Source organism: Arthrobacter ipis, from assembly GCF_014694315.1.
GTDB classification, from domain to species: domain Bacteria; phylum Actinomycetota; class Actinomycetes; order Actinomycetales; family Micrococcaceae; genus Arthrobacter; species Arthrobacter ipis.
The window spans coordinates 377,121-398,114 of sequence record NZ_JAAOXD010000009.1 but is presented as its reverse complement, the minus strand read 5'-3'; the positions used below and the strand labels follow the sequence as shown (position 1 = coordinate 398,114).

The 20,994-nt window shown below is 63.7% G+C and carries 18 protein-coding genes and 2 pseudogenes; 7 read left to right on the top strand and 13 right to left on the bottom strand.

The annotated features are described in order from the left end of the window. Positions 1-18: 18 nt before the first annotated feature. Positions 19-711, bottom strand: coding sequence for a histidine phosphatase family protein (locus G9E11_RS20560; protein ID WP_190609156.1), 693 nt, complete (start codon positions 709-711; stop codon positions 19-21). Positions 712-839: 128 nt separating this feature from the next. Here G9E11_RS20560 and G9E11_RS21675 point away from each other — a divergent pair. Next, positions 840-1,016 (top strand): annotated as a pseudogene (locus tag G9E11_RS21675) (IS701 family transposase); the annotation flags it as partial. A gap of 165 nt (positions 1,017-1,181) precedes the next feature. Next, positions 1,182-1,519: pseudogene (locus G9E11_RS20550) on the top strand (integrase core domain-containing protein); the annotation flags it as partial. A 46-nt stretch (positions 1,520-1,565) separates the two neighbouring features. On the opposite strand, the gene G9E11_RS20545 reads toward G9E11_RS20550, so the two are convergent. Both G9E11_RS20545 and G9E11_RS20540 read right to left on the bottom strand, forming a co-directional pair. Further along, complete coding sequence (locus G9E11_RS20545; protein ID WP_190609155.1) at positions 1,566-2,981, bottom strand: ferredoxin reductase; 1,416 nt, start codon at positions 2,979-2,981, stop codon at positions 1,566-1,568. After that, entirely contained in the window at positions 2,978-4,279 is a 1,302-nt protein-coding gene (locus G9E11_RS20540; RefSeq protein ID WP_190609154.1) for an aromatic ring-hydroxylating oxygenase subunit alpha, read from the bottom strand. The genes G9E11_RS20545 and G9E11_RS20540 overlap by 4 nt, the downstream gene beginning before the upstream one ends. A gap of 159 nt (positions 4,280-4,438) precedes the next feature. On the opposite strand from G9E11_RS20540, the gene G9E11_RS20535 reads away from it, so the two are divergent. Further along, positions 4,439-5,371 (top strand): LysR family transcriptional regulator, encoded by a 933-nt coding sequence (locus G9E11_RS20535; RefSeq protein ID WP_190609153.1) that lies wholly within the window; start codon positions 4,439-4,441, stop codon positions 5,369-5,371. Between the two features lie 1,767 nt (positions 5,372-7,138). Here G9E11_RS20535 and G9E11_RS20530 read toward each other — a convergent pair. The 7 genes from G9E11_RS20530 to G9E11_RS20500 all read right to left on the bottom strand — a co-directional run bounded on the left by G9E11_RS20530 (position 7,139) and on the right by G9E11_RS20500 (position 13,279). Continuing rightward, positions 7,139-7,420 (bottom strand): winged helix-turn-helix transcriptional regulator, encoded by a 282-nt coding sequence (locus G9E11_RS20530; protein ID WP_190609152.1) that lies wholly within the window; start codon positions 7,418-7,420, stop codon positions 7,139-7,141. Next, positions 7,417-7,821 (bottom strand): VOC family protein, encoded by a 405-nt coding sequence (locus G9E11_RS20525; RefSeq protein ID WP_190609151.1) that lies wholly within the window; start codon positions 7,819-7,821, stop codon positions 7,417-7,419. Before G9E11_RS20525 ends, G9E11_RS20530 begins: the two co-directional genes overlap by 4 nt. Positions 7,822-8,096: 275 nt before the next feature. After that, positions 8,097-8,348 (bottom strand): hypothetical protein, encoded by a 252-nt coding sequence (locus G9E11_RS20520; protein ID WP_190609150.1) that lies wholly within the window; start codon positions 8,346-8,348, stop codon positions 8,097-8,099. 167 nt (positions 8,349-8,515) lie between these two features. After that, positions 8,516-9,544 (bottom strand): 2-keto-3-deoxygluconate permease, encoded by a 1,029-nt coding sequence (locus tag G9E11_RS20515; RefSeq protein ID WP_190609149.1) that lies wholly within the window; start codon positions 9,542-9,544, stop codon positions 8,516-8,518. A 70-nt stretch (positions 9,545-9,614) separates the two neighbouring features. Next, on the bottom strand, positions 9,615-10,658 hold the full coding sequence (locus tag G9E11_RS20510; protein WP_190609148.1) for a zinc-dependent alcohol dehydrogenase: 1,044 nt from the start codon (positions 10,656-10,658) through the stop codon (positions 9,615-9,617). 55 nt (positions 10,659-10,713) lie between these two features. Further along, entirely contained in the window at positions 10,714-12,012 is a 1,299-nt protein-coding gene (locus G9E11_RS20505; RefSeq protein ID WP_190609147.1) for a four-carbon acid sugar kinase family protein, read from the bottom strand. Between the two features lies 1 nt (position 12,013). After that, positions 12,014-13,279, bottom strand: coding sequence for a RuBisCO large subunit C-terminal-like domain-containing protein (locus tag G9E11_RS20500; RefSeq protein ID WP_190609146.1), 1,266 nt, complete (start codon positions 13,277-13,279; stop codon positions 12,014-12,016). A gap of 271 nt (positions 13,280-13,550) precedes the next feature. Here G9E11_RS20500 and G9E11_RS20495 point away from each other — a divergent pair, with 271 nt between their 5' ends. After that, the gene (locus G9E11_RS20495) at positions 13,551-14,417 is read left to right on the top strand and encodes a GntR family transcriptional regulator (protein ID WP_311764439.1); all 867 of its coding nucleotides are present in this window, start codon (positions 13,551-13,553) and stop codon (positions 14,415-14,417) included. Positions 14,418-14,623: 206 nt separating this feature from the next. Further along, positions 14,624-15,025 carry a nuclear transport factor 2 family protein gene (locus G9E11_RS20490; RefSeq protein ID WP_190609145.1) on the top strand — a complete coding sequence of 134 codons (402 nt, stop codon included), beginning with the start codon at positions 14,624-14,626 and terminating at the stop codon, positions 15,023-15,025. A gap of 333 nt (positions 15,026-15,358) precedes the next feature. On the opposite strand, the gene G9E11_RS20485 is transcribed toward G9E11_RS20490, so the two are convergent. Together G9E11_RS20485 and G9E11_RS20480 are read right to left on the bottom strand one after the other, a co-directional pair. Next, entirely contained in the window at positions 15,359-17,305 is a 1,947-nt protein-coding gene (locus tag G9E11_RS20485; RefSeq protein WP_246469070.1) for a transketolase, read from the bottom strand. Between the two features lie 349 nt (positions 17,306-17,654). Continuing rightward, a complete protein-coding gene (locus G9E11_RS20480) occupies positions 17,655-18,410 on the bottom strand; it encodes a class I SAM-dependent DNA methyltransferase (protein WP_190609144.1) in 756 nt (251 codons plus the stop codon). 231 nt (positions 18,411-18,641) lie between these two features. On the opposite strand from G9E11_RS20480, the gene G9E11_RS20475 reads away from it, so the two are divergent. Together G9E11_RS20475 and G9E11_RS20470 are read left to right on the top strand one after the other, a co-directional pair. Next, a complete protein-coding gene (locus G9E11_RS20475) occupies positions 18,642-19,061 on the top strand; it encodes a DoxX family protein (RefSeq protein ID WP_190609143.1) in 420 nt (139 codons plus the stop codon). Positions 19,062-19,223: 162 nt separating this feature from the next. Continuing rightward, positions 19,224-19,562, top strand: a complete 339-nt coding sequence (locus G9E11_RS20470; protein WP_190609142.1) for a hypothetical protein — start codon at positions 19,224-19,226, stop codon at positions 19,560-19,562. On the opposite strand, the gene G9E11_RS20465 is transcribed toward G9E11_RS20470, so the two are convergent. Further along, a complete protein-coding gene (locus G9E11_RS20465) occupies positions 19,552-20,274 on the bottom strand; it encodes an SDR family NAD(P)-dependent oxidoreductase (RefSeq protein WP_190609141.1) in 723 nt (240 codons plus the stop codon). The genes G9E11_RS20470 and G9E11_RS20465 overlap by 11 nt on opposite strands. Between the last annotated feature and the right edge of the window lie 720 nt (positions 20,275-20,994).

Sequence of the window (20,994 nt, the reverse complement as noted above, 5' to 3'; positions counted from 1 at the left end):
ATTTTAGGCACGTGCGGTTCATGGCGCCTTTTGCCCTGCACCGCCGCCCACCGGCGCATCGTCAGAATGGTTGCCGTTCGACAGCCACGACAGATCCCCCGCGTCGGTGTTGGTCGCATAGACGCTCGGCCGACTAGCGCCGTAGCGCACGATCGAAACGGAGGCGGGGCCCACGTTAATACGCTGGAACAGGTCAAGGTGCATGCCGAGCGCGTCGGCGAGGATTGACTTGATGATGTCACCGTGACTCACCGCCACCCACACGGCCCCTGGCCCGTACTCGGCTTCGAAGGCTGCATCGTGGCGTCGAATCGCTGCCACCGACCGAGCCTGCATCGCGGCCATGGATTCACCGCCGGGAAAGATGACGGCGGACGGTTGCGACTGCACAACCGACCACAAATCCTCGGTCGCGAGATCACTGAGCGTGCGGCCCTGCCACTGGCCGTAATCGCACTCGGTGAGATCGAAATCGACCGGCGCGTACGGGGTGCCAGCCTGGCGATCGAGGATGAGCTGGGCGGTCTGCTGACAACGCTCAAGAGGGCTTGACACCACCCCGACTACGGGCACGGCTGCGAGCCGGTCCCCGGTCAAAGCTGCCTGGTCGCGGCCGATCTGGTCCAGGCTGACGCCGCCGGCCCGACCGGCCAGCAGTCCAGTGGCATTGGCTGTGGTGCGGCCGTGCCGCACGAGAATAACTGTCGCCATCCACCCAGCCTAACCACCGGCTCGATGGCGGTGTGAACCGTACCGGGTTTGATGCCGCGACATACGGACGGCGCTTAGTAGTACTTGGTTAGGTCCTTTCACCGGCGGGTATCCGTTAACTTCGCTGGATGAATACCGATGAGATCACCGGAGTCCGCGGTCTGCTGGATGAATTCGTGCAGGAGGTGTTCGCGTCGCTGTTCCGGAAGGATCAGCGCGGCAAGGGCGGGCTGTACCTTGTAGGGCTGATGCTGGACGGCCGGCTTAAGTCGTCGATGCAGCCCATGGGCGAACGGCTCGGCATTGATTTCCAGCAACTGCAGCAGTTCGTTTCCTCTTCGCCGTGGCCGGTCGAGCCGGTCCGGCTGGGTGCTGGTAACCAGGGCCGTGGAGCTGATCGGTCCACGGGCGTGGGTCATGGACGACATCTGGTTAGGAAGGACGGCCCTTCGTCTGCCGGGTGGCCCTTCGCCTACACAGAGATACTGGCGGACGAGAAAAAGGAAACCGCCGCGGCCTTCTGGGAAAGGGCCAACGCCGCCGTCGACGCCGCCGGCATCACAGTACGCCGGGTCCTGACAGACAACGCTTGCTGCTACCGCTCCTACGCATCAAGGACGCCGTGGGCCCGGACATCAAACACAAACGGACCCGCCCCTACCGGCCCCGGACCAACGGCAAAGTCGCACGGTTCAATTGCACCATGCTCGACGAATGGGCCTACGCCCGCCCCTACACCTCAGGGGCCGGGCACGTCGCCGCCTTCCCGGCCTGGCTGTACCACTACAATCGCGACCGAGGCCACACCTTATTCAACCGCCAGCCGCGTCATCAACCTCCGTGGGTAAGTACATCTAGGCGTCGATCACCAAATCGGTCCGCGCTATGGAGCAGCAGGGCAGGAACTTGCCTGCATCGATTTCCCGTGCCCGGATCCCGCCCTGGTGGTTCATCTCGACCTCCCCGGAAAGCTTGACGACCTTGCAGGAGCCGCACATGCCTTCCTTGCAGTTCGCGCCGATCCTGACACCCGCACGCTGGGCCACCCCGAGGATGTGTTCGGTGGGGTCGATGCGCACGTTGATCCCGGTGCGCATGAAGGACAGGGTGAGGCTGCCTGTTCCGACCGTGTCGAAGCTCGAGGCGTCAGGGGTGGCAGCTTCTGGCCGCACGTCGGGGCTGCGGTCGGAGGCTTCGGAATGGGGCGCGTCCGGGTCGGCGGTTTCCAGTGGCAGCCCCGTGGCCTTCACGGGTCCTTCGGCGTCGTAGCCGGGCTCGTAGAGCCCGAACGCGGTGGGCTGGCTTTCATAGTAGTCCTCGGCGGAATCGGCGATTTCCTCGGCGATTTCCTCGGCGATGTCCACTGCAAGGGCGATTTCGGCCTGGTATTCAAGGAGCGTCTGGCGGTCTCCGGAGAAGAATTCCATGTTGATGGAGGTGTCGTCGACGCCGACCTTCCCGAGGAGCTCGGTGGCGGTGTTCAGGTAGCCCTCGGGGCCGCACGCATAGACCTGGCGGCCGTTGGCATCGGGGGCAACTTCGTCGAGCATGGCCGCCGTCAGCCTTCCGCTGAGCCATTCCCACCCTTCGGGTTTGCTGCGGTCGCCCAGGGCGTAGAAGACCTTGACGCGGGAGTCCACGGAGGTGATGTAGGCCAGCTCCTGGTGGAAGGCGAATCCTCCGGCTTCCGCTCCGTGGTAGAGCACCACGACATCGGCCTGTCCGGGCAGGGAGTGGATGGTCCGCAGCATCGACATTACGGGGGTGATGCCTGCGCCGGCGGCCAGCAAGAGGTACCGTGCCCGCCGGTCGGCGTCGGGCAGGTGGAATGCCCCGACCGGTCCGAGCATCTCGAGGACGGTGCCGGGTTTGACGTTCTCGTGCACCCACGGTGAGACCAGTCCCGTGGGGTCGCGTTTGACGGTGATGTTGAAGGTCCACGGCTGCGTGGGGGAGCTGGACAGCGAGTAGCTGCGGTCCACCGGATCCTGGTCCTCGCCGTTCACGGGAAAGGCGACGTTCACGTATTGGCCGGCACGGAACGCCAGGGGCGCACCGTCGCAGCGGCGGAACACGAAGGTCATCATGCCGCCTGCCTCGGGAACGGTCTCGACACATTCGGCCATGAACTCCTGCGGATGCCAGGGGCCCAATGCGTGGGCGGCGCGGGCGGGTCCCTCGGTGCTGCCCATCACCCGGTTCCACGGCATCTCAAGTCCGCGAATGCGCTGCGGTTCGTGGATTGCCGTCTCGGTGAGGGGTTCAATCATGCCAAGTGCTCCTGCACGCGCTGCACGTACCAGTTGATGAACGCCTCGACCTGGTATTCGCTCTTCATGTAGGGGCCGGGCTCGTAGGCGGGGCTGCCGGCGCCCTTCTGGCACAGCTCCACGAAGGCCTTGTCCTGCAGGTTTGTCTGCTTCCAGGTGTAGGTGAGTTTCTCCAGGTCGTAATCGACGCCTTCCTCGGCGTCGTCAGCCACCAGCCAGGTGGTGCGTACCAGTGTCTGGTGCTCGTTGATGGGGAAAACACCGAACGTGATGACGTGGTCCCCGAGGAAATGGAACCAGCTGTTGGGCTGCAGGTGCATCGAGCAGCGGCCAAGGCGGAAGTCCCGCAAGTCACCGAGGAGCTTCTTGGAGAGCCTGCGCCCGTCGGGCGAGAACGATTCGCCCTCACCGTCGAGCGATTCCCGTGAGATGCGGATTCCCGCTATGCGCGTGTCAAGCTCCTCGACGACCTCGTAGGGAAGGCCATAGCGGCGGCAACGGTCCTCGAGCGAGGACTGCGCTTCCTTGTTGCGGTCCCACACCTCCTCGAGATGGGCCGGGACCAGGCCCTCCGTCAGGCCCCAGGTGGGAAAGAGGGAACAGGCGAGCTCCGGGTGGCCATCGCAGTGGTAGCACTCACGGTTGTTCTCCATGACGAGCTTCCAGTTGCCCTCCTCGACGATGTTCTGCTGGTAGGCGATTTTCGTCTTCGACAGGTCGTGGGGCGCCAGGTAAGGCTCGAAGATCTTTGAGGTTTCGTCGAAATCCGTGGGCGGTTCGTCCGCGATGCAGACGAAGATTAGCCCTGCAACCACGCGGCTGTGGGCGCGTTTGAGCCCGAAGCAGCCCTTGTCGAACTTCGTTTCCCCCGGCGCGGAGGCATGAATCAGATCGCCGCTGGGCGAATAGGTCCAGGAGTGATAGCCGCATACCAGGTTGCCAGTTGACCCCGCGGGTTCGGTCAGGACGCGGGCGCCGCGGTGGCGGCACACGTTGTGCAGGACGTTCACGCCGCCGTCGTCGTTGCGCAGCACGATCAGGGAGTAAGGCCCGTAGTCCACAGTGACGTAGTCGCCCGGCTCCGGGAGCTCGGCGGTGCTGGCGGCAAAGATCCAGTGCTGGCCAAAAATGGCCTGCATGTCGATATTGAAAATCGTCGGATAGGTGTAGAAGGGAGCATCGAGGGAATATCCCACGCGCCGGAGATCGAACAACCCGGCGATTTCCGCCAGCTGCTCGGCAGGCAATGATGAAGCGAGTTTTCCGCGTGAATTGAGGGGCAAGACTGGAGCAGGCATGTGGTTCTTCCCGGGAGACGTGGGTAGTGAGCGATTCTTGGCAACCACGGGTGCGTGGGTGCAAGCGGCGTTGTCGAAAACCTTGTAGTCATGAGGTTAGGGACGATTGGACTGCAACAAAAGCGCAACATTTAGAAGATAACCGTGCACAATAGGTGCATGATTGATCAAAGGCTCATCACACTTCGGGTCTTTGCCCGGTGCGGCACTATAGGCGCAACCGCGGAGCTCACAGGTTATTCTCCCTCTGCCGTGTCCGCGCAATTGCGGGAGCTCCAGCGCGTGCTTGGGATGCAGCTGCTGACGAAGGACGGCCGGGGTGTGCGGCTGACCGCCACGGGCCGCTTTCTCGTGGCGGGCTCGGACACCCTCATTGCCGAATGGGAGAACCTGCGCGCCGCTGCCATGGAGGCCGGCGACCAGGTGCAGTCCCATTTTGGCCTCGGCGGATTCTCCACTGCGGCCGCCCAGCTGCTCGCGCCGCTGGCCGCCGCCCTGCGCTCAACACGCCCCCTGCTGGAGGTGCAGGTACTCGAGGCCAACCCGGCCCGCTGCTTCGACTTGTTGGTTGCCGAGCGAATCGACCTCGCCGTCATCGTCGCCATGCAGTCCGACACGTCTGTTGAGGATGATCCGCGCTTCGAGCAGACCATTTTGCTCGACGATCCCCTGGACGTGATCATCCCCTCCGACCATCCGTTGGCATCCCGGGAGACGGTGACGCTCGAAGAGCTGGCATCGGAACCCTGGATCACCGAGGCCGCCGGTTCCACCTACCATTCCCTTTTCGTCGCGGCGTTCACGGCAGTCGGGGTGACGCCGCGGATTGCCCATGAGGCCGTCGAATGGGAAACCCAGATCGCATTCGTTGGTGCCGGCCTGGGCGTGGGCCTGCTGCCGCGGCTGGCTCCCCTGCGTAGTGCCGAAAACGTGGTTCGACTGCGCATTACTGGCAAGGGGAAGCCCGCGCGCCGTATTGTCGCTGCGGTGCGCAGGGGCAGTATCGCATCGCCCCTGATTCAGGAGTCGCTCGGCATCCTGCAGGTCAGCGCCAATCGGATCCTCGCCGCCCGACCCGAAGACGATCTCTGAAATCGCACAGTCCGATTCGTAGCCGACGGACCAGCAGGTGGTGACACGTCCGCGCCGCCACCGGCTTACGGGCGCGGAAGTCGCCTCCAGCAAAGGTTTCCGCCGGGCCGGCTGTAGCGGGGGAGCGTTTGCCGGCCCGGCGGACTGGCCCGGAGGGCGCTTCGTAGGCCAGATGCCAGGATCCTGTCACCGGAATCTTGAGGAAACCCAACGGACCCTATGGACCGATACCCCTCACTCAGAAATCGCGGCAGAATATGGCGGGTGCTCCGCACTGGCCGGCGGCATGAGGACGGGGTCCCGCAACGTTCCAAGGTCTGCCGGGAATGCCTCACCGCGCCGCGGCAGACTAGAAGCAAGGCAAGTGAAGGGTGTCCCCCGAGAGACCGGGTTGGCCTGCGCCGCCTCCGATGGGGTGACCGAAGTGCCGACGTGGCGGGCGAAAGAAGGAACCGCTGCTCTGGTTCGCCGGCTTGTACGAGTTCTGGGCTGATACATCCTGTTCCTGAGGGGTATCCGGGCCGCTGATTGCTCAGCTGTACCGTGCTGACCACCACGACCGAGGACGCCTTGGGGCATGCGAGACATAGTTAGTAGAATCGTCGATGCCCAGAATTCGGCAGTGCCAATCATTGTGGTCGGTCAGACAGTGAGACGTCTCGTGTTCGAAGGGGTACGAGGCGTCTCAGTCCTTCGCAGAGGGTGGTCATGACTCCGCTGGTGAGGTCGCTTTAGCGGCACCGAGGTAAAACGAACCTGGTTTTTCCGGAGTGGTCCGGCGATAGACGGGGTCAGTTCGTGGTAGACAGAGCAGACCATGAACACTGGGGGACGTTGTGATGGAACCGGTTAGATTTATTGATCCGTGTGAGGTTGAGGAGCCGGCTTCGGTGGCGTCTGTCCCAAAACCAGCCCCCCGCTGTCCCGCCGGACCACCGGCGGCTCCTGTCTTTTCTTCCCAGGGCCGTGAACGCGAAGTGCAGCGACTCATCCACGACCTTGCCATCCTGGCGACCACGCAGCAGCATCCGCCCGTCGGGTAGGGCCCGGGCAGTTGGGTCCGAAGTGTGATGGATGATCTCCGGACGATAGGTCTTCTCGTGGCGTTTCTTGGCACGTTCACGGTGGCGGCGCTGATGTTCCTGCTCCATGTCGCTGCTCTTTGCGTCTTGCTCGCTCTGACGGGGACAGGCCGACTCCTCACCTGGGTCTTCAGGGCCAGCAAGCCGGCAAATGAAGCAGGAAGGGCAGAGCGCCCGTTGATCGTGACGCAAGAGGGGCGACACTACCGCTCGGCGGGAGCTGGAAGCAACAAGATCAGATAGACGTTTCGCTTCGGTTGCCCGTCGTTGTGGGGGTCGGCGAAGGTGCCACTTGGGACGTTGAACTGAAGACTCCGTTCGCGGCGGCGACGACGAGTGCGGCGCCTAAGAGGATGCCTTGCGGCAACCGAACCCTTCTCTAACCGAGGTGTGTCTCATTACCCAGGTGGCTCGAAACACTAGGGTTTTGAGAAAATTTGAGGGTGTAGCGTTTAGGGCACCTTCACCGTGCATTTCATCGCGCGGGGTAAACGTTCATATCGAGGTTAGGTACGGTCCCGGGGGACTGCCCGCGGGTGTCTTAGGAAGCTTTAAGTTTCTGAGGCGCTCTTTAGGCCGTGTTGATCGAGTGTGATTTGATCCAGATCAGGGTGGCGGCACGACTGGCGTCGGCACGGTAGCCGCGGAGGAGTTCGTCGGAGCGTACCGCGATTCCGCGCCACGCCTAGGCCTCCTCGCTACCCCAGCGTCCTAGCGCGACGATCGCTTCACGCAAGGCAAGCCCGCGATCGGTGAGCGCGTAGGCCCGGGTGTTGTGCCGGAGGGGCAGACGGGACAGTACCCCGGCGGCTTCGAGTTCGCGCAGGCGGGTCGCGAGTATGTTCGTCGGCACTCCGAGGTCGCGCTGCAGATCGCCGTAGCGCTGCGGCCCGTCGAGCAGCCGCTCCACGACGAGCAGGGCCCACCGTGCTCCAACGACATCGAGGGCCGCGGCGAGGTCGCTCACACGGTCGGATCGGCGTCCGGCTTCATCCAGAACGGCGAGTAGTGGTAGCCGTCAGGGTCGTCGAACTGGCGCTGGTACATGAAGGGGAAGTCGTCGATATCACCGATCCGCCCGCCGGCTGCACCGGCGCGCTCGACGAGCTCATCGACCGCCTCACGGCTGCCGAGGTCGAACGAGACCGAGACCTTCGAGGGGGTGTCGGGTCCGCCGACCAGCTCCTCGGCGCCGCCGACGCTCGCATACATCTCGCGGCTGCCGAGCATGAGGTACTGCTCGGGCGCGATCGCGAAGCATGACACGTTGTGATCGGACATCTCGGGGTTGAGGGTCCAGCCGAGGGCGGTGTAGAAGGCCGTCGCGCGCTCGACGCTCTCGACCGGGCAGGTGATGAAAAGGCTCATGCGGCCCATACTTGCAAAATACAAGTATGGCGTCAAGACCCGGCCGCGCGGTCCGCACTGGCGGGCGTGTAGGAGCACCTTCAAAGGTGGGCACCAGTCGCGCGTTCGGCATTGGTGCAGACCGGGATGCCCTTAGGAGCAGCTGCCCCCTCTTTTCCGGGGCCATGTGTCTCATTAGCCAGGTGGCTCGAAACACTAGGGTTTTGAGGCGTTGTCTTATCGCAAGCCGGGATGACCCGCGGAGGTGAAAGGCTAAGGAAGGACTTGGTGAAAGGCTAAGGAAGGACTTTGTGAATGGCTGACCCATCGCCGTGAAAGATCAGAATTCGGCTTTGGCCGTCGATCCAGACCCAGAAGTAGCTGGCGTCATCGCTGACTTCGTCCACGGTGCCTTGTTCAGGTGCGAATCCGCTCCGCTTGACGATGATTCTGTCGCCCGGGTTGAGGTGGATCCAGTTGTGATAGCTCTGTGGGCGAGCTCCGGCTGAAATCGTTGGCGAATCGGCCACTTGTGGGTCCGCAATCATTGTTGTTCCTTTTATGACTGGCTTTCCGCACGGCGCCTAGCTTCAGTACGGATGCTTCGCGACCCGGGCTTCCGCATTGACTGGGCGGCATTTCTTGGCGGATGCGGTGAGAACGAGTGGGGCGTGCATAGTGCACGCCCCGCTCGCTTACTCAGTGCTGGCCCGGTTCAGTTCTGGGGTTCTACCGCGTGCCTGGGTACCAACTTTTCCTCGGTCGGGTTGTTGTTCATCTCTTCTGCGATCAATTTCTTCTGCACTCTCTTTGCCCATGCTGAGGTCACGAGTGGGCAGAGCACTGCGGAGACGACGACCGAGGCTGCGACCAGGACGGTGGCGTGTTCTGCTGCCGGAGCGTAGACAGGGTTGGCTGTGGCGATGATGGCTGGAACCAGGGCGGCGTTTCCGGCTGTGGTTGCTGCGGCAAGGCCCGCTACGCCATCGCCGCCGGTGAGTTTGTCGGCGAGGAGCAGCACGGCGCCGCCGACGAAGACCACGAACAGGCCAAGGGCGATGCCGAGCAGTCCGGCTTCGACGACGGCGTTGAGGTTGATGGTCAGGCCGAGGGCGAGGCCCAGGAACGGCACCATTGCCGGTACCAGCGGGGCCAGGAGATGACGCATGTTCTTGTCGAGGTTTCCCAGGAGCATGCCCAGTGCCAGTGGGAGGATGGCGCCGACGAGCGCCTGCCAGGGGAATGCGGCGAGACCGGCGATTCCCAGTGTGACCATGGTCAGGAAGGGGCCGGATTCGAGGGACAGGATGGAGTACGCACCTGCATCGCGCTTACGCCCGAACTGTCCCATCAGTGAAATGTAGAGCCCGCCGTTGGTGTCGTTCAGGGCTGCGACGAGTGCGAGCGTTGACAGGCCCGCCAGGATCCCGGATTCAATGGGGGCTTCTCCGAGGAAGCGGCCGGCGATTATGCCGATCAGGATGGCGAAGAGGATTTTGGAGCCGAGGAGTACGCCGCCCTTTTTGAGGATGTAGGGCGTTGATTTGACCTCGAGTGTCGCGCCAAGGCAGACAAAGAACACGGCCAGCAGCGGTGCCAGGCCGGTGAAGAAGGCCCCGGTGAAGGACCCGAAGAACTTGCCGGCGTCCGGCGCCAGGGTGTGGATGACGGCGCCGATGCCAAGTGGCACCAGCATCATTCCGCCGGGGACTCGTTCAAGGGCTTTCTTGATGGGAATCGTCATTGATTTCTCCTGTGTATAGCTGAGTGGTTGGGAGCTGCGGTTCAGACCGTCAGTTCCGTTGCTTTTGGGGTTAGCCGAGGCCTGGGATGAGCAGGACTTTGCAGGCATCACCGGTGAGCAGCTCTACGGCTTCGTCGATTTCGCTGAGCTTCTTGCGGTGGGTGATGAGCCAGTCGAGCTCCAGCCGGCCGGAGTCCAGCAGCAGCAGGCTTTGCTCCCAGGTCTCCCAGAGCCGGCGTCCGAAGATTCCGCGCAGGGTGATGCCTTTTTTATTGATGTAGGCGGCGATGTCGACCTCGGCCGGGCGGCTGGGGTGTCCGACGGTGATGACGGTCGCTTCGCGGCGCACGGCTTCGAAGAGTGTGGTCAGGGTACCCGGCGCTCCGGAGCATTCGAAGGCGACGTCGAAGCCGCCGCGGCGGCCGGTGAGTTCGCGGCAGCGTTCAACGATGCCGTCGTTGGGGTGCAGGGCTGTCGCGCCGAGTTTTTCGGCTTGGGCACGGCGGTAGGGGTTGGGGTCGACGGCGATGACGTGGGAGGCGCCCATGAGCAGTGCCAGGTTCACGACAACGAGGCCGACCGGTCCTGCGCCGCTGACGAGCACTGCCCGTCCGGCGACGGAGTAGTTGGCGCGCTGGATGGCGTGGACGGCGACGCCTGCCGCTTCGAGCAGGGCACCGGATTCGAGTGACAGGCCGGTGGGGAGCTTGACGCAGATGTCCTGCGGGACGGCGGCGTATTCGGCGAAGACGCCGTCGATGTGCATGCCCAGGATCCCGGTGCGTTCGCACGTGTGGGCGTCACCGGTGCGGCAGGGAAAGCATTGTCCGCAGGTCAGGTGGCTTTCGAGGGCAACCTGGTCGCCGACCTGCAGCCCGGTGACGCCGGGACCGACCTCGACGATGGTGCCCGCGCCTTCGTGGCCGAGGGTCACGGGGAGGTTGAGGTTGAAGGCCTGGGCGGAGGGGGTCCATTCGTAAAGTTCCCGGTCGGTGCCGCAGAGGGATGCGGCACCTACCTCGATGACGACTGAGCCTTCTGTTGCCTTGGGGTCGCCGGCGTCGGTGACGTACGTGACGCCTCGCTCTGCTGCGTTTTTGACTACTGCCCGCATGGGGGGCCGCCTTTCGTTGGTTCTGGAGATGCTTGGAGGATGCTTGGTGGGGTATTTAGCCGGAGATCTGGCCGGCGAAGCGGCGCAGGATGTCGGTGGGGCCGACCTGCCCGCCCTTGAGCAGCAGGCGGCATCCGGCGACGGCGGACGCGCCGTCGGCCCGCAGTATGGGGCCCGCGGTGACGAACTGGTCGGAGACGCGTAGCTGGCTCACCCCCATGGCGATGAGTGCGTGGCTGGAGGTGTCCCCGCCGAACACGGCGATGTCCCGGGTGAGTCCGGCGCCGGCCATCCGGGCGGCGATGCCGCCGATGAGCGCTCCGACGTAGCCGGCGTCCACTGGCCCGGTGACTCCGTAGCGTGGGTCGCCGGCGCCCCGGGTGGTGTGGACGACGACGTTGCGGCCGGATTGAAGTGCGGCCGAGACGCGTTCGTCGAGGGCAGCCACGGCAGCCCCGTCGTGGTCCTGCAGCAGCTCGGCAGGTACCGGAACGTCCTCCCAGCCACGGGACAGCGCGTCGTTGATCTGCTCCGCTGTGGTGCTGGAGGCTGAGGCGCTCACGGCCAGCACGGGTCCCGAGGGCTGCTGCGGTCCTGGTGTCCGGGGAGCCTGGTCGGAGATGGACCGGGCCAATGCTGCCATGATGCCGCCGGATCCCACCACGATGGAAGGACCGTGACCATGTTCCTCGCGCGTGAGTGCTTCGGCGACGGCGTCCATCTGGCGTTCGTCCACGGCGTCGACCACGAAGGCCTGCGCCCCGGGTTCCCGCCGCCGGTCCGCCCAGGCGTCCTTGAAGGCGCCGTCATCATAAGCGGGCAGATGGATGGCCGCCGGCACTTCTCCGCCGCCGAGCTGTTCGGCCAGGACCAGGCGCAGGTCGGCTTCGTGCATGGGGGTGGAGGGGTGCTGTGACATGACTGGGTGGCGGTCCAGCCGGTAGATCTGGCCGGCGTGGGTGGCGTAGTGGTTGCTGAACGCGGTGTAGCGGCCGAAACCTGGCTGGGCGGGCACCACGGGGATAGCCCCGTGCAGGGCGAACTGCTCATGGAGCAGCTGGATCCCGCGGCCGATGCTGCCGACAGTGATGGAGCTGTCGAACGTTGAGCAGACCTTGTACAGCAGCACCTCCAGGTTCAGAGCGGCGATGCCCGCCAGATCCCTGCTGACCAGATTGTCGAACGCGGTTCCGGACAGGGAGCGCGCGGGTCCCGCGAATCCGACGACGTCGGTGTCTGCGGGCAGCGGTGCGTCTCCGATGACCAGGGCTGCTTCCAGTCCGTAGCGGTGGGACTGGGCGAGGACGTCGGCGGCTCCGGTGAGGTCGTCCGCGACGAAACCGAAAGCGGGCATGTCAGGCGCCTTTCCCGAAGGTCTGGACAGCGTGCAGGAGTGCATTGTCCCCGGTTCGGGCCAGCTTGTCCGCTGCAGTCTGCAGGGGTACGCCCTCCACAGCCGCTTCCCATGCCTGGCGAAGGCTATGCACTCCGGCGCCGGGGCCATCCGGGTGGGCGGCGACACCGCCGCCGGCGAGCATCATCAGGTCCGTGGAACCCACCGCGTCAAAGGTGGGGCCCGGAGTGGTGACGTTCTGCCCGGAGGACAGGACCGGAAGCGGTGTAATCGTCTCTCCCAGGGGTTCGAGCAGGCTACGGATGTTCGACGCGACCTCTTCGTCGAGTTCGTAGAACTTGCTGCCCAGCCCACTGGCGTGCAGGTGGTCGGCGCCGGCGAGGCGGGCCATCTGCTGCCAGACCCGGTAATCCATGCCCAGGGCCTTGGACCGCATGGAGGCGGCCAGGCCTGCCCGGTGGCCGTGGATGGGAACCTCGGCGAAGCTGCGCAGGAGGGCCAGGGCCGGCATCCCCATCACGGGGATGTTCAGCATCACGCACCGGCCACCGGCTTCAACCACCAGGTCGTGGCGCTTTTGCAGTCCGGCGAGATCACCGGTGATGTTGAAGGCGTACATGCTGGGGTGGCCGGTGACCTGCTCGGCGGCGCGGATTTCCTCTGTGGCGACCGCGACCCGGCGTTCCAACGGCAGATAAGCCGGATCGGTCATGAGCTCATCGTCCTTGATCAGGTCGATGGATGCCATCGCCAGATCCCGGACCACCAGCCGGAATTCCTCTTCGGAAAGACCCACATTGGGCTTGACGATGGTGCCGACCATCACGCCCTGAACATCACCGATGAGCTTGCGCGTCCCCTCGATCCCGAAAGCCGGGCCGGGGTGGGCCGCTACGAAGTCCTCCGGCAGAACAATGTCCTGCAACCGGCAGGCGTAAAGATCGCCAAGCTCGAAGAGATTGCCTGCGATTGCTGTCTGCAGGGTCGCCAGGTCGGTGCCGACGTTCTCCATCGGAAAATCGACGGTCACCAGAGCCGAACGGACCTTCTCGGGGTTTGCCCGTGACGGCAGGGAGGGGCGGCAAAAGCCGAGCTCCTGAACATCCACGAGGCGCGCGGCGTGCCGCTCCCGGATCCGGGCGGATTCGCCCGGCACCGGCAAGAACGTGCCACTCGACTGCTCGCCGGCCATGATGGCCGCGGCCTTCTCCGGGTCAATTTCGGATTCTAGGTAGTAGGTGCAACGCACCGAGCGCGGATCGCGCATGGACTCTCCAATTCGGGGGGACTTGAAACTTACGTATCCGACTGTCATCTGCAGGTACTTTCACTTCGCTCACGCGCCGATGCGGGCTCAAGCAGGTGACTTCGGGCTTCGGTTTCACGGCATTTCCTGTGATCCAGGAACCAAAGTTGTACGTACCTTTGATACGTACAATAATGGGAGATGTAGGTCACGTCAAGGCCACCTATCGTCACCGCCCAGCCAGGGGCAGCAGCGAGAGGGCTAAGATTTGCACAGCGGCAGAGGAGTCAACGTGAGCTTGGAACCAGCAGAAACAACAGCAGAGCAGGCCGGACGCACCAGCCCTCTGAACCGGGAGGACGGAGGTCCTCTCCACGCCCAAATCCGGGACATCCTGCACCGTCAGATCGTAGATATGGGGCTGTCCCCGGGCTCTTCGTTGCCTACCGAAGAGGAGCTGCAAAGGCAGTTCGGCGTCTCCCGCAGCGTGGTTCGCCAGGCTTTGTCCGGCCTCGCCGACCTCGGCCTGATTCGCCGGCAGCGCGGCCGAGGCAGCGTCGTAGCCGCAACACCAGTCCTTCGCCGACACGTGCAGCGCGCCGGCGGCTTGGACGAACAAGCCGCAGCACACGGCCAGCGCCTGCGCACTCACGTCCTCGCCGTGGAACCATCGGAGCCGCCCCTGGCCGGCGTGGAGGCCCTCAACACCACCAATACCTGGAAAATCGAGCGGGTTCGCTACCTCGATGACCTTCCCGTGGCTTTCATGCGAACTTGGGTCCCCCGCGACTTCTTCCCGCATTTCACTGTAGAGCTGCTGGAAAACGCGTCACTCCTAAGCCTGATGCGCGACCACGGATACCACCCCGCCGGTGGACCCCGCCAGGTTCAGGCAGTGTCTTCAGATCATGACCTGGCCCGGAAGTTGAACATCAACACCCGGGAACCGCTGCTCCTGCTTCAAGGCGTTACCCGCGACGCTCTCGGCCACGGTCTCGAATGGTTCAACGTCTGGCATAGCCCCAACACCGTCTTCGACGTCGATGCACAAGTCACAACGCAACCCGGGCGCGTCTCCCAAGAGAACATCCGGCGCCTAAGGAACCTGACCCAGCAACTCGAATCAGAACTAGCCGATCTCGAGCGAGGAGCACACTAGAAAGCAGCCATCCCTCTACTGCGACGCTCCTCGCGGCGTTTCAAGGCGGGAAGGTTGCGAGACTCTGATCGCCTAGGAGGAGAAGATGGCCGGGCGCGGGCTGAAGGGGTTCCGGAGCAACTTGGCGACGAATGGAGACCCGTACCCCGCCGCAGGTGCTTTTCAAAGCCATTGCATGGGCGGTGCGGTGCGGGTAGATTGGCGGGATGACCGACCGAGACGATTTTCTCGCATGGGTCAAGACAACGCTTTATCAGGCAGAGCTTGCCCTTCACAATGGCGATGCCGCCCCACGACGGGCAATCTGGTCCAGCAACGAGCCCGTCAGCATCCTAGGTGCACTCTCACGCAACTCCTACGGCCTGCACGAAATCGAAGAGACCTTCATCTTCCTTGAAAATCGCTTCTCCGACTGCACGTCGTACGCGTTCGAGCTTCAAGCGTATGACGTGGCGGGTTCCATGGCCTACACCGCTGGCTTGGAGCACACCTCGACCTCCATCAACGGTGAGCCGAGCAGATACACCTTGCGGTCAACCCAGGTGTATCGGCGGGAGGGTGGCGAGTGGAAAGTGGCCCATCGCCATGCCGATACTGTGACCGAGTGATAGACCGGATCAGCGCCGGGAGCAGAGACACCTGTTGGCACGCCGCGACCTGGTTAACCTGAAGCTTTGCGTGGCCAGCAACTGTCGCGCATTCCGTCGGGGAAGGACCTGTCTCAAATTCCGCTGGTTAAAAAGTGAAGCGCAGCGATATATGGGCCGTTATCTCGCGGCGCTTACTTCCCCGAAAGGCTGAGACTTGAGTGTCCACAGCCCAGAAGATCTCGCCACGGTCGCTGCTGACCTCAACCGGCGCCCGTGCGGGGTCCTGTCCCATGAAGGTCGGCCGCCGGACGAGCTTCTCGCTTCCGTCCGGTGTCTCCGATAGACCACGGTTCAAGGCTTTTGGTCAGTAAGGGCCGGTCCATCGGGGCCGACGAGGATGCCTGCCTTGACCAGGTGTCGGGCTGCCTCGGCGATGTGCTGGGCGTCAACGCCTGCCCAGGCGAGGAGCTCCTGTCCGGTTCCGGACCCGGGCATGCCGCGGACTGCCAGGTGCGCAATGGACAAATCACTTGGTGGTGGTGCCATGAGTAATGCGTCCTTGACCGCCGATCCCAGGCCGCCTTCCGGGTGGTGGTCTTCGGCGACGATGACGCGCCCCTGTGTCTCGCCTGCGGCGGTGAGCAGCGTTTCTGCGTCGATGGGCTTGATGGAGTAGCAATCGATGACGCGGGCCCGGATTCCTTCTTCGCTGAGGATTTCTGCCGCCTTGAGGGCTTCGTGAAGGGTGACCCCCGCACCTATGAGGGTGACGTCGTCGTTGGCGGAGGACCGGAGGAGTTTTGAACCGCCGACTGGGAACTGCTCTGCTGGGCTGTAGAGGACGGGGTAAGCGCCGCGGGTGGTTCGGAGATAGCTGATGCCGGACGTCTCCGCCATGCTTTGCACCAGGGCAGCTGTGCTGGTCGCGTCGGCGGGGTAGAGGACAGTGGAACCATGCACGGCCCGCATGATTGCCAAGTCTTCCAGTGCCATCTGTGAGGGGCCGTCGGCGCCGATCTCGACGCCGGAGTGAGAGCCGGAGAGGCGAAGATCGACGCCGGAAATGGAACCCATGCGGATGAAGTCATAGGCGCGGGTGAGGAACGCGGCGAAGGTGGAAGCGAAGGCTTTATATCCCCGGGTGCTGAGCCCGGTTGCGGCGGCGATAAGCTGCTGCTCGGCGATGTACATCTCGAAGTACCGGCCGGGAAACGCCTTGGCGAATTCGTCTGCATGGGTTGAATTGCTGACTTCGCCGTCCAAGGCAACAACGGTGGGATCGTTGGCGCCGAGGGCCGCCAGAGCGTCGCCGTAAGCTTTTCGCGTAGCGACCTTCTCTCCCGTTTTGTAGCTGGGAAGGGTTGCCCCCGGAGCATCGATGTTCGCTTTTGACCCTTCTTCTGGAAGAGGCCCCCGCAGGGTCAGCGTTCTTTGTCCGCCGAGTTCGGCGATCGCCTTCTCAGCCATATCGGGCGGGAAGGGTTTTCCATGCCAGTCCGGGCTGTCTTCGATCTGGGCGAAACCCTTTCCCTTGACGGTCTTGGCCAGGATGACAACCGGCTTGTCCTCGGGTGCTTCTGCCGCGGTAGAGAAGGCCTCGTCGATCATGCCGAGATCGTGACCATCAACGATGGCGGGCTGGGCGCCGAAAGCCCGAACCCGACGGGCATATGCCTCCATGTCCCAGCCGAGTTCGGTCTCGCCCCGCTGTCCCAGCCGGTTTACGTCGACGACGGTGGTCAGGTTCGTGAGGCCATAGTGGGAAGCCTTGTCCAGGGCTTCCCAGATGGACCCTTCCGCCAATTCGCTGTCACCGCACAACACCCACACCCGATAGGGGATCCGGTCAAGGTATTTCCCGGCCAGTGCGACGCCTACACCGTCGGGGAGTCCCTGCCCCAGCGAACCCGTCGCGACATCCACCCACGGGAGCACCGGCGTCGGATGCCCCTGCAGGCGCTGGCCGAAGCGGCGGTAGCCCGTCATGAGCTCCTCGTCAGAGACGACACCCACCGCTTTAAAGACGGAGTACAGCAGGGGAGAGGCATGGCCTTTGGAGAAGATCAGGTGATCGTTCGCGTCCAGGTCCGGGTTGTCCCAGTCATAGCGCAGATGGCGGGTGACGAGGACCGCCAGCAGGTCGGCGGCGGACATGCTCGACGTCGGATGGCCGGATCCAGCGGACGTGCTCGACCGGATGGAGTCCACCCGAAGCTGCGCAGCGAGTTCAGCGACCCTTGAGAGGTGCTCACGGAAGTTGTCCTGGTCTGCCGGGCCCATGGTGGTGGTCCTCTTCATCGATGAAACTTGCCGGACCCCTGCAGAGTGGCCCCGGGAGGGGGAGACAGTCAAGGCCCTGCAGTTCCGGCGGCAGGAAGGTCTGCTACGCCTCATTCACTGGGAGGCGGAACAATGCATACCCAGAAGACCGCGGCGCCACTTACCAAGCCGGACAGATTCAGGCCGCAGTCGTACAGTAGCTGGGCGGCCCGCAGCATTGAGGGAAGACTGCTGATCATTCCTTCGGCGTTCAGGCAGACTTGCCAGTCGCCGTGGATGACGGTCTCGAGCGGGCCGCCAACGAGGAGCTGGAGTGCGTCGGGCGGGGTGTTGATCCTCGTTGTGCTCGTGAACCCAACAGAATCCCTTAGTGCGCTGCGAGCCGGTACACCGACACGTGACTGCGAGATTCCGCGGAGAATACGCTCCGGTCCCAGTCTGCCCACCTGGATTCCAGCTCAAATCCGGCCAGCCGGGCCATGAGATCGAGCTCGCTGGGCCAGATATATCTGTGCGGTGTCCGTGCGATCCGGGCATCCCGGCCATCAGACAGCTCCGCGCCGAAACGCACGTGATGCGAGATGACGTGCTGGTGGAGCACATCGTAGGTATCGACCAGGAGATACCCGGGCTCGCTCACCTCGACGGTTCCGCCATGTCCGGGTGGTAGCGAACGCAGTTGTGGCACCCAGAGTTCAACGACGAAGCACCCGCCAGGTGCAAGGTGGCGGGCGGCGTTCTGGAAGCAGCGGATCTGTTCTTCCTGGGTCAAGAGGTTGGAGATGGTGTTGAAGACAAGGAATGCAAGGGAAAAGTTCCCACCCGCACCGGCCTCCGTCATGTCACCCTGGACCACGGGAATGCGGGCTTCTCCGACCTTCTGACGGAGACGGGCGATCATCGCGTGAGACAGTTCGATACCGCTGACAGGGACCCCCGTCTCCGCGAGGGGGATGGCTACACGACCCGTGCCAATGGCAAACTCAACGGCCGGACCGTCGCCCGCGAGCTTTGACAGGACCTCTACCGTCGGGCCAAGTACCTCCGCGGAGAACATTCCCTCGCCTGGCGTGTCGTACCGTTTCGCGGTGTCATCGTCCCAGAGCTGTTGCTGGTTGATCATCCTGTCACTATTGCACTCCCCTTTGTGGCATATCTACCGGTCAACGTCACCCAACTGGAGTCACTGCTCTGGATCAGGGCAGTCCCTGAGGAACATTAGCGACCCACCGGCTGTTGATTCTGATAGGCACGGCGGTACCGCCGGGAGCGCTGCGACCCCTGCCGGATCGGCGGGGTGGCGCGGGCTGCCGGTGCGCTTGGGCGGTGAATGGAGACTCTTCAGGAGGTTCCGATGGGCATTCTGGTTGTAATCGGGCGGCTGCTTTTTGCGGCGCTGTTTCTGGTGTCGGCCTACGGGCACCTCACCAGGCGGAAGATGATGGCCGGTTACGCCGCTAGCCGCGGGGTGCCAGCAGCGGAGTTTCTCGTGGTCGCTACGGGCGTCCAGATGGCCGTTGGTTCGCTGATGGTTGTGCTTGGGGTATGGCCGGACCTCGGCGCGTTGATACTCTTCCTGTTTCTCATGGTGACCGCCTTTTGGATGCACCCCTTCTGGAAGGAAAGCGAACCCCAGAACCGCGCCATGGAACGGGTGCATTTCTACAAGGATCTGGCACTGGCCGGGGCCGCACTTGTGATGTTTGCAGCGTTCGCCGCCTTAGGCGCTGGCACTAATCCCGGCATCACCGGCCCACTCTTCAACATCAGCTAATTCCGCGAATGTCCCCTGTCTGCCGCATATTCGGGTCGCTGGTCCGGCACTATGCTTCCCGGGAATTCTTTGAGTTGCCTCCGACCAGCAAGATTGAAACACGCGTTCGCCACGACACTCCGCCATCTGATGCGACACCCTGGGTTTACCCGTCACGCCCGAGTGACTCCCGGAGAGGATGAGGGTACGGAGGACAACACCGTGGCCTTCGGTGCACCGCGTCGAGTACCTAAGTTCGTCGTTGGTTCAGACCAGCCGGAGATGAACCGGTTGCAAAAGTCGTTCCACCGCCGCGTATTCCTGCCGTCCCTGGAGGCTGACGACCCGATGAACGTGCAGGCCGCACGTGACCGCTTTGTTGAGGATCATTCGTCTGACCCCAGCCGCTGGTGGCACCACACCCCGAGCGCGAGGATGACCCGCCGGTCATCGGGCGCATATATGGGCGCCAGGTCGGCCGGTGGTCGTTTCGGACGTCTCCTCGACGCCGTCACTTCCTGACGTGGAAGGCAGGTGTTCCCGCGTGCCTGCCGCCGTCGACGGTAAGAACGGTACCGGTGACAAACGAGGACTGGTCCCAGCAGAGCCAGAGTGCGGCGGCAGCAACATCGCCTGGGGTGCCGATCCGGCCAAGCGGAACGGTTGAGGCCACGTGCTCCTGGGCGGCTTGGCCGGCCGCAGCGAGCCGGTCGGTGAGTATCGGTCCGGGAGCGATCGCGTTGATCCGGATTCCTTGGGCGGCGTAGTCGAGTGCGGCGACGCGGGTGAGGCCCGAGACACCGAACTTGCTGGCTGTGTAGCCGCTTAGCTCGATTTCGTACTTCATGCACAGGAAGACTCCCCGTAGGTTCACCGCTATTGCGCTGTCGAAGTCCTTACTTGCCCAGTCGCCCAGGGGCGCCGGAGTGCGTCCCCCGCCCGCGGCGTTGTTCACCGCAGCGTCGAGGCGTCCGAAGCGCTCCTTGATCCCTGTCAACAGAGTTTTCACCGAGTCCTCATCGGTGACATCAACGCGCATGGCCGTGACTTGCCCGCCGGAGGATGTAAGGGTCTGGACCTGCAGGGCCAGGGCGTCCACATCGCGTGCGGCCAGTACGACGTGCGCGCCGGCTTCTGCCAGTGTGGTCGCGATGGCGGCACCGATACCGCGACTGGCCCCGGTAATGAGTGCAACCTTCCCGGACATCTGGCTGGTGGGCTCGTTAGTCGTCATCGCCTGCTCCTTTTCTTGGGGAACCTACAGGATCGGCCCAAACGCCACCTCACCCTGTGGCAGCGGGTCTCACGAACTCTAGTTCCAAGGGAGCGTCCGCCTCCAGCGCGACAATGCACCTTTTTCGTCGTCAGTCCTGTGCCACAAGTCGGTCTCACCGCGGTGTGTCAGCACGCGTTAGGGAGACACGAGACAGACAGAAGGGAAGGCAATGAGGATCAGCACCAATCGTCAGGACGCCTCGATGCAGATCTGAGCGCTCACGGAAGCCGGCTCTGCCGAAATCATGCTGGAACGCGCCGAACCCCTTCCCTGTCGGGCGCGCTCTCTGGGGCGGCGTGCGCGCCATGCCTTCTGCTGTGGTCTCCGCCCATGAGATGTTGGAAGGAGGTCGCAAGGCTATGACGTTCATTGAATCCGGTCCCTCGGCTTGCTCGGGACAGAAGTGCCGCGCCGGATTCAGCGCGAGCCCGGGAACGTCGGCACAAGTGGACAACGCGACGGCCGGTGACGGCGAGGGAATCACAACACCCAAAAGGCCCGTCCCACTCGAATGGTGGGGCTCAAAATGCCCAAAAAAAGAGGGTGTTGACACTGTCATATCTGTTCATCGCCAGCCTGTTGGGCGACTACATGGCGGAACGCAGAGACGTCCCGGAGCACCCGTGAGCCGATAAGAACCCATATGACGGCTTGGTGAGCTGGGCAGCCAGAGCTGCC